The sequence below is a fragment of the Nonomuraea insulae genome (assembly GCF_042656245.1).
In genome coordinates this window covers 1-17,306 of the sequence record NZ_JBHSPA010000056.1, presented here as the reverse complement: position 1 = coordinate 17,306, position 17,306 = coordinate 1, and the positions used below count along the sequence as shown (strand labels likewise).

Sequence of the window (17,306 nt, the reverse complement as noted above, 5' to 3'; positions counted from 1 at the left end):
GGCTGGGCCCCGCCACCGCGCCCCCTCCCGGCCGCTCCATCTGAGCGGCCGGCTGGACCTGCCGGGTGCGGCTGATCAAGGTCGGCCTATCAGCCGGTATCGGGTGTGGGCGACGGCATCCCAGCCGAGCCTGCGGCGTCCGCTGGGGGCGCCCGGCTCTTCGGCGCAGGCCACCTCGGCTCCCGATGCGTCGAGGACCGTCATCGCTGGGGTGTCGTCGCAGACCTCCACGACGATCCGGCCGGCCGGGCCCGTGTGGACTTCGGCCGTCTCAAGAAGGCCCTGGCTCCATCTGGCGTCGACCCGGTGTCCGCCCCGGCAGCGGATGCCGTGCACGTGGCCGCCGCGCCAGTCCGGCGGCAGGGTCTTCAGCAGGCTGATGGCGCCTTCGTGGCTTTGCACCAGCAGCTCGGTCATCCCGGCCACGGCGCCGAGGTTGCCGTCGATCTGGAAGATATGGCCGCCCGGCCAGGAGTCGTGCGGGTGAAGATCGAGCAGGGAGTTCGAGCTGAGGTCATCCAGGAGGATCGAGATCGAGCGTTGTGCGAGCTCGGCGTCGCGCAAGCGGGCGGCCAGGCAGAGGATCCACGCCTGGCTCCAGCCGGTGTAGCCGCTGCCGTGCTGTAGCCGTGTCCGCAGCGCGCGGCGCGTCGCCTCGAAGTCGCCTGGGGTGCCGGTCTCGGTGATGCGCGTGCCCGGGTACAGGCCGTACAGATGCGAGACGTGCCGATGTCCTGGCTCACGCGGGGTGCGCTCGTCGCACCACTCCAGCAGGTCGCCGTCCTGCCCGAGGGCGACAGGACGCAGCGTGGACAGCGCGTCGCGCGCCTCGGCGACGAGCGGCTCGTCCTCATGGCCGCCTGGGAACCGTTCGGCCAGGAGGGCGTAGCGTGACAGCACCTCGCGCACCAGCTCCTGGTCCATGGCGCTGCCCTGGGAGGTGGCGGCATGCTGGGACTTCCCCACCATGAAATGGTGCTCCGGCGACGTGGAGGGGCTCATGACGAGCTCTCCATGCTGGTCGGGCACCAGCATGTCCAGGGCGAACCGGGCAGCCGAGCGGAAGACGGGCAGAGCCGTGTTCGCGGCGAAGTCGTCGTCGGGCTGGTAGTCGAGGTGATCCCAGAGGTGCGCGGTGAGCCACATCAGGCCTGACGGCCAGTTGGCGTACTGGGGGTCGCCTATCACGGGTGTGGAGAACCGCCAGATGTCGGTGTTGTGGTGGACGGTCGCGCCGCCGGCGGCGTAGTAGCGTCTGGCCGTGTCCGTTCCGGCCGCGGCCAGTTCGCGGGTCAGCTCGAACAGCGGCTGGTGCACCTCGGGAAGTGCGGTCGGCTCCGCGGGCCAGTAGTTCATTTCGACGTTGATGTTGGTGGTGTAGTTGCAGCTCCAGCCGGGTCGCACGTCGGTATTCCAGATGCCCTGCAGGTTGGCGGCCTGCGTTCCGGGGCGCGAGCTGGAGATCAGCAGGTAGCGGCCGTAGTGGTAGTACAGCTCGGCGCGTGACGGATCGGCTCCATCGATCGCGGGAGGCGAGGCTGACAGGTCCAGGTCGACCCGGTCGAAGTAGCGGCGGTATTCCTGGCGGTGGCGGGCGCGCAGCTCGGCCGTGCCGGTTGCGGCGGCGCGCTGGACGCGCCGGCGTGCCTGCTCGGCGATCGCGGCCAGGTCGGCGCTCGGCCGCTGGTCGTAGCCGCGGAACCCGCTGGCCGCCGAGGCGATCAGACGGATCTCTTGCGGGCCGGTCCGCTGCACGGCGGCGACGACGGCGAATCCCATGCCGGCGGCGACGGTGCCGTCCTCGCCGGATTCGTCGTCGGCGTAGATGATCGCCGGGTGCCGGTCGACGTAGTTGGGCAGGACGTGGCAGGGTGCGCGACCGGTGGCGGTGAGCCAGTGTATGCCGGCGTCCTGTTGCCGGATGACCTCGACGGTGGGATGGTCGCTACCGAAGGTGAGGGCGACGGCATCCGTTACGGCGACGGCGGCCGCTGAGCCGCCCCCGGTTACGGTGACGACCAGGACGCCGTCAGGCTGGGAGACGAAGCTCTGCATGCGCACCGGGCCGGCCGGGGTGTCGTAGGTGGTTGTGGCGACGGCCTCGGCCACGTCGAGCTCGCGGCGGTAGTCGTCGATGGGCTGGTCGGCGGCGTATCGCCACTCCAATCGGCCCACCGGCTGATAGGACTCGGTGTAGCCCGGCCCCTGCATGGCCAGGGCGAGTTCGTCAGCGCGCAGGTGGTCCTGCTCGGTGATGGCGCGCCGCAGTTCGGGCAGCAGGGTGCTGACTTCGGGGTCGTTCGTGGGTGACCGCGGGCCACCCGACCAGAGCGTGTCGACGTTGAGGTCGAAGCGCTCGGCGGCGACGCGCCCGTGCACCATCGCGCCCAGGGTTCCGTTGCCCAGCGGGAAACCCTCGTGGAAGGTGGCGGAGGGCGCCGGCAGCCGCAAACGGTGGCGCCGCTGCTCGCTCACTTCTGGTATGCCTTCTGCTCGATCTCCAGGTAGCGCTTGAGTCCCAGGTCGTCGAGGCCCTTGAGGTAGGCCGCCCAGTCAACGTCGTCGTTGATGTTCCTTCTTCCGGTGACGAACTCGAGACTGGACTGGGAGACGTAGTTCTCGATGTTCGTCCGCAGGGTGGCGTGCTCGGCCGCCTCGTCCGCGCCGATCCACACGTTCCAGTAGGGGTAGATCTGATCCTTCGCTTCCTTGCCCGCGTACAGCTCGGTGGCCTGGAACAGCCGCCGCTCGACCCCGCGCGTGTCGTAGATGTCGGTCGGCTGGACCTGGGCCCCGCGGAACTTCTTATTGCTGTTGTACTGCGTGAGGGCGCCCCAGGACTTGTTGCGGGTGGGGGCGGGGTTGTCCGGGTCGGCCGGCAGCGTCTTGAACAGCGGGGTCAGATCCTTGTCGAGGGCCACATCACCGCTGGCCGGCTTGACCCAGTTGACCCCCTGCTTGCCGAATTCGCCGAGTACATGGCCCTCGTCGGTGAAGAGGTAGTCGATCATCTTGATCGCGGCGATTTGCTCCTGCTCGCTCGCCTTGTTGGTGATGACGAAGGACGCCCCCGGCATGCTGGGCAGGTTGTAGGCGGCGTAGCTGGTGCCGTCCGGGCCCCTGAGCGGAGGCATCGCGTCGTAGTTCTTGTCCCGCCCGTCCTTCTGCCCGAGAGTGAGGAGGTTACCCACGTTCTGCGTGGTGGCCGCTCCGACGATGACCGCGTCCGCGTGGTCGCCCTTGGCCTTGAGCGCGTCGTAGTTCTGGGTGAAGGCGCCCTCGTCGATGAGCCCGTCGGAGTACAGCGAGGCGATGTACTTCAGCCCCGCACGCCATTTGTCCTGACTGGCCTGCAGTTGCACCTGGCCGTTGTTCAGCGCGAGCGTCGAAGGATATGCCTCGCCGGTCTGCGGGTCGTACAGGAAGGCGTTCATGAAGTACGTCAGCAGCGTCTCGGCCGTGTTGCCGCTCAGCGGGATCTCATCGGCCTTGCCGTTGCCGTTGGGGTCCTTGGTCTTGAACGCCGTCAGGACGGCGCGCAGGTCGTCGGTGGTGGCCGGCTGCTTGAGGCCCAGCTTCTTCAGCCAAGCGGAGTTCATCCACAGCTTGGCCGAGTACGAGCAGTGGAAGCAGTCGTTCCACTGTGGCAGGCCGTAGATCTTGCCGTCAGGGGCGGTGGCCATGGTCTTGAAAGCCGGTGTGTCGTTGAACGCCTTCTGGATGTTCGGCGCGTACTTGGCGATCAGGTCGTTCAGCGGCACGATGATGCCCTGTTTGGCGAACTTGAGCAGCTCGGCCTGGCTGAACTGGTCAACCCACGAGACGAGCAGGTACACATCGGGGTAGTCGCCGCTGGCCAGGGAGATCTGGCGCTTCTCCGAAGCCGGGCCGGCGTCGTAGGTGGTCGTCTGGAACTGGAGGTTGACCTTGAACTTCTCGCTCATCAGCTTGGTGAACGCGTTGGTCTTGTAGTCGACCGCGGCATCTTGCGGAGCGAAGATCGTGAGCGTGCCGGGATCGGACTTGCCGGCGTTCGCGCCGGAGGAACAGGCCGCGAGCGGCAGCATGGTCATGAGGACGGCGAGCATGGCCACCCGCCTCGGGGGACAGAGCATGGCAGGACCCTTCATGGAGAACATTGGCTAGCCCTTGACCGCGCCGATCAGGGCGCCCTTGGTGAAGTGCCGGGCGACGAACGGATAGATCAGCAGCACCGGAGCCGTCGAGACGACGATGAGGGAATACTTGAGCAGGTCGGCGAGATGGCGACGTTCGATCCCGGCCGCGGCGTCCATCCCGTTGCCGGGCGAGTTGAGGACGAGGATGTTGCGCAGCACCAGTTGGAGCGGATACAGATCATCGCTCTTCAGGTAGAGCAGCGCGTCGAAGTAGGAGTTCCACTGCATGATCGCGTACATCAGGGCGATGACCGCGATCATGGGCTTGGCCAGCGGCAGCACCACCGACCACAGGATGCGCAGGTCGCCGGCGCCGTCGAGTTCGGCCGCCTCGTACAGCGAGTCGGGGATGGAGTTGCGTAGGTAGGCGCGGGCGATGATGACCTGCCACACGCCGATCGCCTGCGGGAGGATCATCGCCCATCGGGTGTCGAGCAGGCCCAAGGACTGCACGACCAGGTAGGTCGGGATGATCCCGCCGGCGAACAGCATCGTGTACACGATGAAAGAGGTGATGACGCCGCGGCCGTAGAAGCCCTTGCGGGACAGCGGATAGGCGATGGCGATGGTCAGAGTGACGCTGACCAGCGTGCCCAACACGGTATAGAAGAGCGAGTTGGCGAACCCGCCGAGGATCTGCGGATCGCTGAGCACGACCTCGTAACCACGGATGGTGAAGTCGACGGGCCACAGCCACACACGGCCGGAGGAGACGGCGTTGGGGCTGCTGAAGGAACTGGAGAGGATGTAGATCAGCGGCAGCAGCACCACGGCCAGGAAGGTGAGGAGCAGCGCGTATACCGCGAACATGAAGACCCGGTCGATACCGGTGTTCTTGACCTTTCGTCCCTGCTTCACCACAGACCGCTCCCGGACACTCGCTTGGAGATGACGTTGACGCCGAGCAGCAGCACCAGATTGATGAGGGAGTTGAACAGCCCCACCGCCGCGGCTTGGCTGAAGTCGGCGTTGAGCAGCCCGGTCTTGTAGACGTAGGTCGCGATGATCTCCGACTGGCCGAGATTGAGCGGATTCTGCAGCAGGAACGCCTTCTCGAACCCGATCGCCATGATGTTGCCCGCGCCCAGGATCAGGATGATCACCGCGGTCGGCATGATGCCGGGAATGTCGACGTTAATGATCTTCTGTAGCCGGGTGGCTCCGTCGACCCGGGCGGCCTCGTACAGGCTCGGGTCGATGCCGGCCAGCGCGGCCATGTAGATGACGGCGGAGTATCCGGCGGTCTGCCAGATGTCGCTCCACACGTAGATGTGCCGGAAGTAGTCGGCGTTGCCGAGGAAGTCGGGCGCGTCCAGGCCGAAGAAGCCGAAGCCTTGGTCGACCAGGCCGATCCGCGGCGACAGGATGAGGATCGTCATGGAGACGATGACGACGGTGGAGATGAAGTACGGCGCGTAGGTGACCAGCTGCACCGTGCGCTTGAAGAAGCCCTGCCGGATCTCGTTCAGCGCCAGGGCCAGGATGATCGGGATGGGGAAGCCGGCCAGCAGGAAGTACACCGACAGCAGGAGGGTGTTGCGGACCAGCGTCCAGAAGACGGGATTGGAGAAGAATGCGGTGAAGTGCTTAAGTCCCACCCATTCACTGCCCCAGATGCCGTCGACGACGTTGTAGTCCTTGAAGGCGATGACCGAGTTGGTCATGGGCACATACTTGAAGACCACGAAGTAGGTGAGGGGCAGCACGATCAGCAGGTAGAGCTGCCAGTGCCGGCGCAGACCGCGCCTGAGCCCCGGCTTGCTGCGGTCAGCGACCATGGACCCTCACCTCGATGACCTCGGCCGGAGCTTGCGGGAACGCAACCTTCACGGCATGGATGAGGCGGCCGCGCAGGTCGAACGACATCCGTCCGTGCCGGGTGGTACCGGTGGCAGACTGCTCGAACGCTTGGCCGTCGGCGGAGACCGCCAGCAGGAAGGGCACCGAGCCCGGCTCGCCGAAGAGCACGGTGATCGTGTCCACCGCCCACAGGCCTTCGAGATCGATCCGGAGCCAAGCGCCCGGCTGGTTCGTGGCGCTGATCCAGCCTTCGGCGACGGAGTAGTCGGTGACCAGGTGAGCCGGGCGGTCGGCCGGTGAACTGCTGCTGAAGACGGGCCGCTTGGCCGACAGCAGGCGCGGGGACTCGGCGGAGGGCATGAACGACAGCGAGGGCGGGCCGGCGGGCAGGCGGCGGGGCTGGCCGTGCCAGTCTTCTCCGCCGACCGCCTCGATCGTCAGCTCTGTCGCCTCCAGCCCGTCGGCGTCGGCACGCAACGTGTTCGGACCGGCGAAGTAGGAGCGGAACTCGATCGCGCCGACACCGTCGAGCAGGCCGCGGTTGTCAGCGGACAGGGTGATCGAGGTACCGGTGGGGAAGATGCCGCCGCCTGCTACGACTTCGATGCGCACGGCGCGATCGTCGGCGACGACCTGGCCTGAGGCGTCGACCAGTGTCACGGTGATCAGGGTGTCGTCGGTGCCGTCGGTGGCGATCGTCATGCGGTCGGCGCTCAGCCGCAGCGCGGCCGCGGTACCGGGGAGCGGCCATGGGGGCGGTTCGATGCCCCGCATCTCGTGGCGGTACCAGTGCCAGGCCCGCAGCGGGAGGCGGAAGTAGTCGATGAATCCCATGCGGCCCATGTCGGGCACGATGCTGCCGTGGTGGAACCCGCACCAGAGCACGATCCCCGACCGCCAGGCGTAGTCGGTTTCGACGCCGTGCCCGTAGAGGGGGCCGTAGGTGCCGGGACGGTCTTCGATGACGCTGCCGTACTCGGAGACGATGCTGGGCCACGGCGGCTTGAGGAACAGCGAAGCTCCGTCGCCGTTGTAGCCGGCCAGGTCGCCGAGCTCGTCGAAGCCCCGGCGTTGAGCTCCGCCCACCGCGGCCGGCCGTGTGGGGTCGAGCTCGTGAACGAGGTCGACCAGGCGCTGGGTCAGCTGCTTGGCCTGCGGAATCACCTCGTCATCGGTGAAGAACACCTCATTGCCGGTGCTCCAGGCGATGACGCTGGGGTGATTGCGGTTGACGCGGATCATCTCGGCCATGGCGCGCAGGCAACTGTCTTCGAACTCCGCGCGGTCGGCCTCGTTGGGGGGATAGGCGCTCGCGATCCAGAAACCTTCGGCGTTCTCCCCGCCGATTCCCCAGAAGCACAGCTCGGACCAGAACAGCACGCCTTGGCGATCGCACTCGGCGGCGAACTCCTCGTGGTGGGGGTAGTGCGATCCGCGAATGAGGTTCATCCCGCTCTCGCGGATCAGCGTGACATCGCGGCGGATGCCGCTGTGGGTCGCGGCGTCGCTCCACCCGGCGCGGTCCTGGTGCACGTTGGCGCCGTGGATCGGCAGGTGCTCACCGTTGAGGAAGAAGCCCTTGTCGCTGGTGAACTCGACGGTGCGTACCCCGAAAGTGGTGACGGCCTGGTCCAGGCCAAGGCGCTGCTCCAGCGTGTAGAGGTGCGGCGTGTCGGGATGCCACAGCCGCGCCTGGGGCAGGGTGAGTTCCTGGCGGCAGGTGCGCGTGGCGCCGGCCGGCAAGGACACCGGCTGGCGCAGCCACAGGATCGACTCCCCGGCCAGGCGGATTTCGGCGGTCAGGTCACCGTCGAAATGAACGCCGCTGTCATTGACGAGTTCGGTGGCCACCTCGATGACGGCGTCACCGCCCACCAGCCGGCGCGTGGTGACGAACGTGCCGTACCAGGCGATGCGGGTGCGCTCGGTCACGATCAGGGAGACGTCGCGGTAGATGCCGCCGTTGAAGGTGTGTTCTCCGGCGCGGGGAGCCAGCCGCGGGTTCCACTCGTTGCTGACCCGCACGGCGAGCTGATTGGCCCCTGCGCGGACCGCGGTGGAGATGTCGATCGCGAAGGCGGTGTATCCGCCGAGATGCCGGCCCACCTGCCGGCCGTTGACATACACCTCGGCGTCCTGGAACACCCCTTGGAACTCCAGGGCGAGGTACTTGCCCAGATCCTCAGGGCGCACTTCGAGGACTCGGCGGTAGACGCCGCGGCCGACGTAGAAGCCGGTCTGCATGAAGTAGGGGATGCCGAAGGAGTGCGGCAGCCCAACGTCGTAGAAGTCGCTGTCGTCGAAGTCCTCGGCGACCGCGCCGGGCGGATCTTCGTAGGCGAACTTCCAGGCCGTGTTGATCAACGCCTTGCGGCGGGTCATGGCGTACCCGCCCCGGCCGTGACGGTGCCCAGGCGCACCGTCAGCGAGCAGGCGTGCGGGTAGAGCCGATATGCCGGGAAGGCGTCGGGACCGCACGAGGCGGAGCCGATGCCGTACTGGGCGATGTCGAGGTTGAGCCACAACCGCCCGTCGGGTACCAGGTCGCAGGTGTGGCGGGCGGCCTCCAGCGCATGACTGGTCCAGGGCCGTAGCGTCATGTCCACGCCGGTCGGCGCGGCGATGCGCAGGCCGTCCCCTGCGGGCCAGGTGATCTGACCCCAGCGGACTCCGCGCCGGTTTCCGTTCTCCTGCGGACGTAGGTAAGGCGTCTGCAGGTCGGCGACGCCGGCGCGGAAGCGGCCCAGGCGAACGGCCCGATGGCTGTCGCCGTAGGCCTCGCCAGGCCCCAGGCCGTACCAGTCCAGGACCGCGTCCCCGCCGGGCAGCCCGAGGCGGATGCCCAGCCGGGCCACGCTCGCCGCCTCGACGACGCCGTTGCCGTAGACGCGGCTGATGAGGTCGGTGTCGAACTGGCCGACCGGTCGCAGGTCGACGCGGAGTTCGAGATCGCCGGCCGCGTCGGCGCGCCACGTCATGCGGGCGCGCATACCCGCGTCATGGCCGGCGGCCATGCTCACAGTGTCGACGACCAGCGCGTCGTCGATGACGTCGGCGCTGACGGTGCGGTGCTGGAGGCGGTCGAGGCCGAGTTCGCGCCAGGCCGCGGCCTGCCCGCGATGGGCGCGGTCATTGTCGGTGGGTGCCCGCCACAGGTCCAGCCGCGGGGGCACGATCTCCATGTCGCCGAGGACGATGAGCCGGCCGTCGGCGTCGAAGTGTGCTGATCCGAGCCGCCAGCCTTCTCCTGGCTCGGGTGCCTTGTGCTGCCGAGGGAATGCGGGCGGCTCGGCGTCGGCCAGAATCCGCTGCGCGAGGGCGATTTCGTGCCCTGCGGGAACGCCGTTGCGGTCCTTGGCCGAGACGGCGCGCACGGTGAGGACGACCTGGCCAGAGGGTGCGCCTGCCATACGGGTGACGGTCTCGGTCAGGGCGACAGTGGCGCTCGCGCGCGGTCCGACGGCAGGCACGTCGAGGGTGCCCTCGTCCACGCGGATCCCGTCATCGTCCACCTGCCATTCGAAGGCCACATCGGCGGTGTCGATGTGGTCGTAGCGGTTGCGGACGAGCAGGGTGAGCCGGTCGCCGTGTTCGTCCAGGCACAGCACAAGCGGGGCGATCACCGCCTTGTACTCGAGCAGACCGGGCGAGGGGGTGCGGTCGGGGAAGACCAGTCCGTCGGCGATGAAGTTGCCGTCGTGCACGACCTCGGCGAAGTCGCCGCCGTAGGCGAAGTAGGTCTGTCCGGCGTTCGGGCCCTGGACGGCGACTTGCGTGATGCCGTGGTCGATCCACTCCCACACGAAGCCGCCGTGCAGGCGCGGGTAGCGGTCGAAGAGGGCTTCGTAGTCGGCCAAGCCGCCCGGCCCGTTGCCCATCGCGTGCGCGTACTCGCACAAGATCATGGGCAGGGCGCGGCGGTGCGTGTCGGCCGCGGCATCGACGGTGCGGTTGTCGGCGCCCATGCCGATGAGTTCCATTTCGGCTGTGTCGGAGTACATGCGGCTGTAGACGTCGACGTAGGAGCTGTCGTAGTCGCCCTCGTAGTGGATGAGCCGGCTGCCGTCGCGCTCGCGTGCCCACTCGGCCATCGCGCGCAGATTGTCGCCGGTGCCGGCCTCGTTGCCGAGCGACCACATGACGATGCTGGGGTGGTTCTTGTCGCGCTCGACAGTGCGGCGGATCCGGTCCAGGAAGGCCTCGCGCCAGCGGGGATCGGCCGACGGGTTGTTCTCCCACCCGACCAGGGCGAAACCATGCGTCTCCAGGTCACACTCGTCGATCACCCACAGGCCGTACTCGTCGCACAGGTCCAGGAAGCGGCTGTCGGGCGGATAGTGGCTGGTGCGTACGGCGTTGACGTTGTGCTGCTTCATCAGCAGGACGTCGGCGCGCATCGTCTCCAGATCGAGGGTGCGCCCGGTCTCCGGATGCCACTCGTGCCGGTTGACGCCACGAAAGCGCACCGGCGCCCCATTGACCGTGATGAGGCCGTCGGTGACGCGCACGGTCCGGAAGCCGATGCGCAGAGCGATGCTCTCTCCCGGACCGCGCAGCGTGCCGGAGTAGAGGCGGGGCGTCTCGGCGGTCCAGGGCTCGACGCCGCCGATCCGGCGTGCCTCGCCGGTGAGCAGGCCGGTGATGTCCAGCTCAGGGATATCGATCAGGGACGGGACGTCGCAGTCCACCCGCAGGATGCCTTCGCCGGTCAGGTGGTCGAAGTCGGCGTGGACGAAGTGGTCGCCGATGGCGTCCGCCGGCCGCTCGATCAGGCGCACCGAGCGGAAGATCCCGGAGATCCACCACATGTCCTGGTCTTCGAGGTAGCTGGCGGCCGACCATTGGTGTACGCGCACGGCAAGCAGGTTGACGCCGTCGTGCAGCGCGTCCGTGACGTCGAATTCGGTGGCGAGCCTGCTGCCGGTGCTCCAGCCGATCTCGATGCCGTTGATCCAGACCGTGAAGTGGGAGTCGACGCCTTCGAAGCGCAGCACCCACCGAGCCGCCGGGGTAAGGCGCCCCAGGTCAAAGCTGGTGCGGTATTCGCCGGTCGGGTTGTCGTCCGGGGGATGGGGCGGGTCGAGCGGGAACGGATAGATCAGGTTGGTGTACGCGGGCAGTCCGAAGCGGGCCTCGTCACGATCGAGCAGTGCACCGCTGGGCGAGCGCAAGCCGTTGATCTGCCACGAACTGGGCACCGGCAGCATGTCCCAGCTTGAATCGTCGAAGCAGGGCTGTTCGAAGTCGCGGGTCATGGCCCGAGGCGAAGGGGTGAGGCGGAAACGCCAGTCGCCTTCGAGGTCGAAGGTGCGAGCGTCGCTGTTCGCGCTCGCGCGTGGCGCGAGTCGGCCGGCACCCGGTTCGAATGACGACAGGCGGGCTGGTGTGGAGAAGAAGGGCACGATGTACAGCTCTCAGAGGGGGAGCGGAAACGGCCGCACTGGCGACCGTGAACGTTCACGGCATGACCGTGAACGTTCACGGTCTCTCCGTGAAACATCACCGTAAAGAGCGGGTTCCCCCGTGTCAATGGGGGTGGATCAAGCGGATTCTCGCCACAGCATGTGCGGGCGTACCGTTCGCCTCATGGACGGCAGCACGCCGAAGTCGGCGGCGGCGAGAGCGTCGGCTATGTCCAACGCGCCGCTGACCAGGGCGTGGCGATCGATCGAGACCGTCGTCAACGTCGGATGCACGGCCTCGCCCAAGGTCAGACCGTCAAAGCCGCAGATTTTGACCTGGCGCGGCACCTCGATGCCGAGAGCGTGCGAAGCCTGCACCGCACCGATCGCCATGAGGTCATTGAAGGCCAGCACCGCGTCCATGTCCGGATATGTGGCGACAAGCTCGGCGAACGCCCGGCCGCCACCGGCCATCGATTCCTCGCCGACGACGACCATGCCTGCCGACTCGCCGCCGACGAGTTCCTCGAAGTAGCCACGCCGTGGCGAGGGCGCGTAGGTCGGCGAGGCGCGCAGCGAATAGGAGGAATCGATCATCCCGATGCGCCGCGCCCCCTTGGCACGCAGCGCCTGGATCGCCTCTCGCACACCTTCACGTATGTCGACTTCGACGGAATGCATGCCGGGCAGGCTGCTCGGCCGTTCCAGCATCACGAGCGGGATGCCGCCGCTGGCCCGTGCGAGGTCCTCATCATTCTGCATGAAGTGCCCGATGAACACGTCCACCTGCCCCGACAGCATGTCGAGCGCGTTCGGCTCCTCCTCCGTCTCCGTCGAGGCAATCACCACGTGCCAGCCGCGCTCTGCTGCGGCATTGAGCAGGTCTCCGGCGATCTCGGTGAAGTACGGGTTGCGGAAGGAGGCCACTAAATACCCCATCGCACGAGTCTTCTTCCGCACGACGAGGTTGCGAGCGAACCGGCTCGGCCGGTACCCGAGCTTCTGGCAGGCTTCCAGCACACGCTGCTTGGTCTGTTCGTTGATCTCTCCCATGTCATTGATCGCCCGGGTCACCGTCTGCCGGGAGACACCTGCGGCCTGGGCCACATCGTTGATCGTCACACGTTTAGCCATTGCCTGATGGTACGGCTGTTCACCTGGCATAGGCCGCGCGCCGGGCCTGTGGCGCGATGGGAAGAGCGGACCGCAGGCCATCGCAACCTGCGATGACCTGCGGTCTTGCGTGTGCTGTCAGGCCTTCGGCGTGAGGTTTCTGATCGCGGTGAGCAGCGCGTCGCTTGCCTGGTCGATTTCGGCCTGGCCGGCGAGGTCCGATCCGGCGGTGTTCAGGGCGGCGTCGAGAGCCGCCAGGCCGGCCTCGGCGTAGCGGTCGCGATCGACCGCCTCGGCTTCGGCTATGAGCAACTCGAGCAGGGTACGGTCGTCGTGCCTGACGAGGAACTCGACCTCGGCCACGTTGGTGTTGCCGCCGACCGGGAAGGCGACGCGCAGCCGTTGGTAGGCGGGCGTTCTCGGGAAAGTCACCTCATACCAGCGAAGCTCGGAGATGACGCTCACGGTGTGCAGGTCCGTCCAGGTCGAACCGCCATCGGCCGAGCCCTGGAAGACGGCGCCGTTCATCCGCGCGACGTTGCCGACCCGCGGGTGGTAACGCAGGGCGTCCAGCGAGACCGCCTGGGGCAGCCGGACGTCGATCCATCCGGTGGCCGTGGTGGTGTCGGTGACCGTGGCGAGGTCGCCGTCGAAGGCCCGCCAGCCGTTGTCCGCCGCGGTCCCGTCCCCTCCCCATGGCGGCGTGGACGCCGTCACCATGGACGGATCCACCGGCACCTCGGCCAGCAGCGAGCTGACCGGCACGAGCTCGGCCACGGCGGCGTAGATGCGGTTGATCAGCGTTTCCTCCTCGCCACCCGCCTTGGCTTCCGTGATCGTCTTGGTCAGCAGGAAATAGCTGCCCTTGGTGTAGTCGGCCGCGGGCAGCTTCTCGGCCTCGGCGATCACCTTGGCGAGCGGCTCGGCGGTCGTCATCAGCATGCCGGAGCCCGGCCGTTCCGTGCCGTCCGCGCCGATTGTGCTCACCTTGTAGAAGCGGGTGCCGTAGCGGAGCGGCTCGTCGGTGAAACTGAAGGTCAGCGCGCTGGACAGCACCTTGCGCCACGACCCGGCCGCCGCGTCCTTGCGGTAGACGTTGAAGCGGGTAGCGGTGCCCGGCTTACTCCAGCGCAGGGTCACCTGGTCCCTGGCCCGCTCGACGCGGGCGTACAGCGTGCCTGCGGGTTGCTCGGCGATCGTGACGTCCTTGAACGTCGCCGCGACCGGCGCCGCCGCGCCCGCCAGGACGGCCTCGGGGAACGGGGTGAACAGCTCGCCCACGTACGTCCACGCCCGCCCGTCCTTGCCGGCCCAGGCACGGACGATGTGGGAGTCGGCGTCGCGGACGAGCTTGAGATAGGGGTAGTCGGCCGCGTCGAGGCTCGGGATGGTGGCCATGAGCGGGCTACGCCGTTGGTCCTGCCAGTCGTGGCGGGAGTCCCGGGTCCGGTTCCGCAGGACGAGCTTGCCCGAGGCGTCGGCGCCGAAGTAGATGTAGCGGGCGTCGGCCCGCAACATCAGCCCGCCGGCGCCTTTCACCTTGGCGCTGATCGAGCCGCTGCCGGTGAGGACCTCGTTGGAGAACAGCAGCCGGTCGTCGATGGCGCGCTTGTCGAGGTAGTAGTCGTCGCCCTCGTCCAGGCCGGTGCCGTTGCCGCCGGACAGCTCGATCTGGTGCCTGCCGGTCTTGACCGTGCCGGTGACCTCGCCGATGCGATCGACCGGTGTGGCGGGCACGGTCGCGGCCTGCGACTCCCAGCCGGAGCCGTCCCGGTTGACCGCGGTCACCGTATAGGAGCGTCCCTTGCCGTCGGCGTCGGTGAAGGAGGTGCCGCGCACGCGGGTGGCGATCACCTTGCCATCCCGCTTGATCGTGTAGGACTCGGCACCGGCAGCCGGCTTCCAGGTGAGCACAGCGCCCCGCTTGTCGCGCAGCGCCTGGACGAAGTCCACGCGGTGCGGCTTGACCTGCTGCTCGATCGCGGTGTCCAGCCTGAGCACCATGGCCGTCTCCGGCGGCACTCCGGCCTTTCCCTTGGCGACGGGCTTGCCCGACACCAGGTCGACGGCGCTGGCAGGCACGTCGAGCTGGTAGGTCTTGGCGTTGCCGTACTCCTGGCGGGTGGTGTTGAAGACGAACAGGTAGGGGCCGTAGCGGGCGGTCAGGAAGTCGGCGTAGCCGGAGTAGGGGGTGTCGAACTCGAAGTTCTCCCTGCGCACGGTGCCGACGCCCGGCTGGTGAGCGATCGGCGCGATCTCTCCGGCCAGTGCCTGGGGCAGCGTGCCGTCGCCGGTCTGCTGGTCCTCCATGAAGTCGACGTCGATGTTGTCCATGCGCAGGTAGTAGTCCTGGTAGGACAACTGGGCGTCGGTGGCGATCTGCACGGTGTCGTCGTGGTCGCGGTTCAGCACGTGCAGCCTGCCGTTTCCGGCGTAGCCGCGCTGCCGTTCGAACAGCGAGCCGAAGATACGCGTGTCGCCGTCGCGCAGCGAGACGAACATGTTGTCCACGTCGGCGAAGGCGAACCGCTCATAGTCGGCGGGGTCGACCTTCAGGGCCGCGAGCTGTTCGGAGGTGTACTGGTCGAAGTCGGTCTGGGGAAGCACGACGCCGGCGGGCTCGTGCTCGCGCAGGTAGGCGTAGGTCTCGGGCAGCCACAGGTCGTACTTGTTCTTGGACTGGACAGAGCCGAACTCGTTGAAGTACTGGTTGTCGGCGAGCTGCTGCTGGGCGAAGCCGACCGCCTCGAGCGCGTAGCGCCGGTACGGCTTCCACTGCTCGCCGGCGTACTGCTCGGCGTGTTCGGCCATGTGCTTTTCCAGCGCGACATAGGTCATGATGCGGCCCTCGCTGACCCTCAGCCCGTAGGCCGGCCAGCCGGGGTAGCCGGTGTTGCGCTCGTCGGTGACCATCTCGGCGCGCATGACGCGCTTGCCGTTGTCGTCGATGCCGGAATGGCGGGTGTAGCCGCGGGCGTGCAGGTTCTTCAGCGCCAGCTTGAGGATCTCCTCGTTGAGACTCTCGTCGCCCTTGTGGCCCAGCGTCCTGAAGAACCATTCGGGCAGGTAGTTCGTGGCTTCGCCGTAGTTGGCGACAAAGGTGTTCTCCCTGGTCAGGCCGGCTTTGGTGATGCCGGTGTAGTGCTCGCCGTACGGCAGGCGGCGTACCAGTTCGCCGTCGGCGTCGAGCTTGCTCTTGGCCAGCCCCTTGCCGACGATCTGAACGGTGTCGTCGGTGAAGCGGGCCGTGGTGTCGTGCCAGAAGAGGGAGTGGTAGAGGTCCAGGTCCTTGCCGTCGGGGGCGACCAGCACCTCTTCGCCGAGGAACGGCGCCGCGCCCAGCGCCTCCAGCGCGATCCGGTGGCTGCGCTCCTTGCCTTCGTAGAACTTCGAGCCGATCACCCGCAGCCCCTCGTGCGCCTCCCACGCGCCCTCGTAGGTGAACATGACCTGGTTGTAGATGTAGGACAGCCTCGATCGGGCGAAGTCGAAGTTCGCCTTCAGCACCCGCTCATAGGCCTCCCGTCTGGTCAGCTCGCCGCCGTTCCAGTCGACCCCCTTCAGCGAGGTCGGCCCGTCCTGGGTGCCGGTGACGAATGGTTGATCCAGGAATGCCGGGAAGTCCGCACCGAGCAGGTCCTCGACGATGTACAGCGCCTCGCCGAGCGCGCCGTAGTAGCCACCCCAGTCGCCCTGGTGGCCGCCACGCAGCAGCAGTTGGGTGTTGCCGTAGTAATCCTTGACGTGGTTGTCGATCACCTTGAGCACCCGGGCGACGGCGGCCTTGCGCAGTTCGGGCGTGTTGGCCGGGCACCAGGGCTCATGCAGCGCAGAGGCGTAGAAGCGCAGGTCGTCCTGGTAGCGGACGATGGACAGCTTGCGGTCGGGCGCGGCGTCAATGGTGGCGCTGTACTGGTTGAACAGGTTGATCTGGCTCTGCCGGTAGCCGTCGATCATCGCCTGCTTCTCCGCCTCGGTGTGCCCGGGGGCGGGTGTGGTGTCCGGGGTGAGCCTGCCCTGTTTCTCCCCCGAGACGTCAAGGTAGGCGCTGGTGTGCGTGTAGGCCTTGTAGTAGCCGCGGGAAGGCGCGGTCACGGGCTGGCTGAAGCCGCCGTCGTAGGTGCGGACCGTCATCTCCACGACGTTCTGTCCCTGGGTGTGCATGAGCGGCAGCATGATCGTGCTGTAGGAGAAGCGGCCGGGCAGCGGCCGGCTCGCACCGACGTTGATCGCCTCGTAGTCACCGGAGCGTCGGTAGCCGATCTGCTCGCCGTTGACGTAGGCGATCGTCTTGTATCCCGAGGCGTCGCTTCCCCAGAACTTCAGCGTGAAGTAGTTCTGGGCGACCGGGTCGACCTTCATCTTGAAACGCAGCTCACCGACCTTGACGCTCGGTGGGTTCGTCGGCGTGGCCACGCGGGCCTTCTCCCCCAGCGCTCCGTCCACCACCGAGGTGAACTCCGCGCTCAGGCCATGGGCCGACTCTGACACCGTGTCGCCGAAGGTGATGGAGTCCCCTTGGGCCGGGGGGATACCGGCGGCGGCGGGTAACGCACCAAGGGGAATCGGGAGCAGCAGGCCGACGGTGAGCAGGACATGACACAGCCTCCAGCGGGGCATGGTGAATCGATCTCCTGACCTGGATGAGGGATGCCGGGAACGGGATGTCAGGCGAGGCGGATGAGCCTCCATCGCTGCGGCAGCCCGCCTGTGTCGGTCCACTGCACGACCGCCGCCCCTTCTGCCGCGGTGTTGCCGTTGTCCAGCGCCTTACCGCTCATGACGCTGACCAGCTTGTACGCGCCGCTGCCCA

The 17,306-nt window shown here is 67.5% G+C and carries 9 protein-coding genes; all 9 read right to left on the bottom strand.

Annotated elements, in window-relative coordinates:
* Positions 1-75: 75 nt before the first annotated feature.
* A complete protein-coding gene (locus ACFPZ3_RS42955; protein WP_379520139.1) occupies positions 76-2,475 on the bottom strand; it encodes a glycoside hydrolase family 95 protein in 2,400 nt (799 codons plus the stop codon).
* Complete coding sequence (locus tag ACFPZ3_RS42950) at positions 2,472-4,115, bottom strand: type 2 periplasmic-binding domain-containing protein (protein WP_379520138.1); 1,644 nt, start codon at positions 4,113-4,115, stop codon at positions 2,472-2,474. Before ACFPZ3_RS42950 ends, ACFPZ3_RS42955 begins: the two co-directional genes overlap by 4 nt.
* Before the next feature lie 27 nt (positions 4,116-4,142).
* Complete coding sequence (locus tag ACFPZ3_RS42945) at positions 4,143-5,036, bottom strand: carbohydrate ABC transporter permease (RefSeq protein ID WP_379520137.1); 894 nt, start codon at positions 5,034-5,036, stop codon at positions 4,143-4,145.
* Positions 5,033-5,956: an ABC transporter permease gene (locus ACFPZ3_RS42940; RefSeq protein ID WP_379520136.1), complete on the bottom strand. Its 924-nt coding sequence runs from the start codon at positions 5,954-5,956 to the stop codon at positions 5,033-5,035. The genes ACFPZ3_RS42945 and ACFPZ3_RS42940 overlap by 4 nt, the downstream gene beginning before the upstream one ends.
* Positions 5,946-8,360: a glycoside hydrolase family 2 protein gene (locus ACFPZ3_RS42935; protein ID WP_379520135.1), complete on the bottom strand. Its 2,415-nt coding sequence runs from the start codon at positions 8,358-8,360 to the stop codon at positions 5,946-5,948. Before ACFPZ3_RS42935 ends, ACFPZ3_RS42940 begins: the two co-directional genes overlap by 11 nt.
* Positions 8,357-11,380 (bottom strand): glycoside hydrolase family 2 TIM barrel-domain containing protein, encoded by a 3,024-nt coding sequence (locus ACFPZ3_RS42930; protein ID WP_379520134.1) that lies wholly within the window; start codon positions 11,378-11,380, stop codon positions 8,357-8,359. Before ACFPZ3_RS42930 ends, ACFPZ3_RS42935 begins: the two co-directional genes overlap by 4 nt.
* Before the next feature lie 138 nt (positions 11,381-11,518).
* Positions 11,519-12,514: a LacI family DNA-binding transcriptional regulator gene (locus ACFPZ3_RS42925; protein ID WP_379520133.1), complete on the bottom strand. Its 996-nt coding sequence runs from the start codon at positions 12,512-12,514 to the stop codon at positions 11,519-11,521.
* 117 nt (positions 12,515-12,631) lie between these two features.
* On the bottom strand, positions 12,632-17,113 hold the full coding sequence (locus ACFPZ3_RS42920; RefSeq protein ID WP_379520132.1) for a hypothetical protein: 4,482 nt from the start codon (positions 17,111-17,113) through the stop codon (positions 12,632-12,634).
* Positions 17,114-17,160: 47 nt separating this feature from the next.
* The coding region (locus tag ACFPZ3_RS42915) for an RICIN domain-containing protein (protein ID WP_379520184.1) at positions 17,161-17,306 on the bottom strand (146 nt) is incomplete at its 5' end.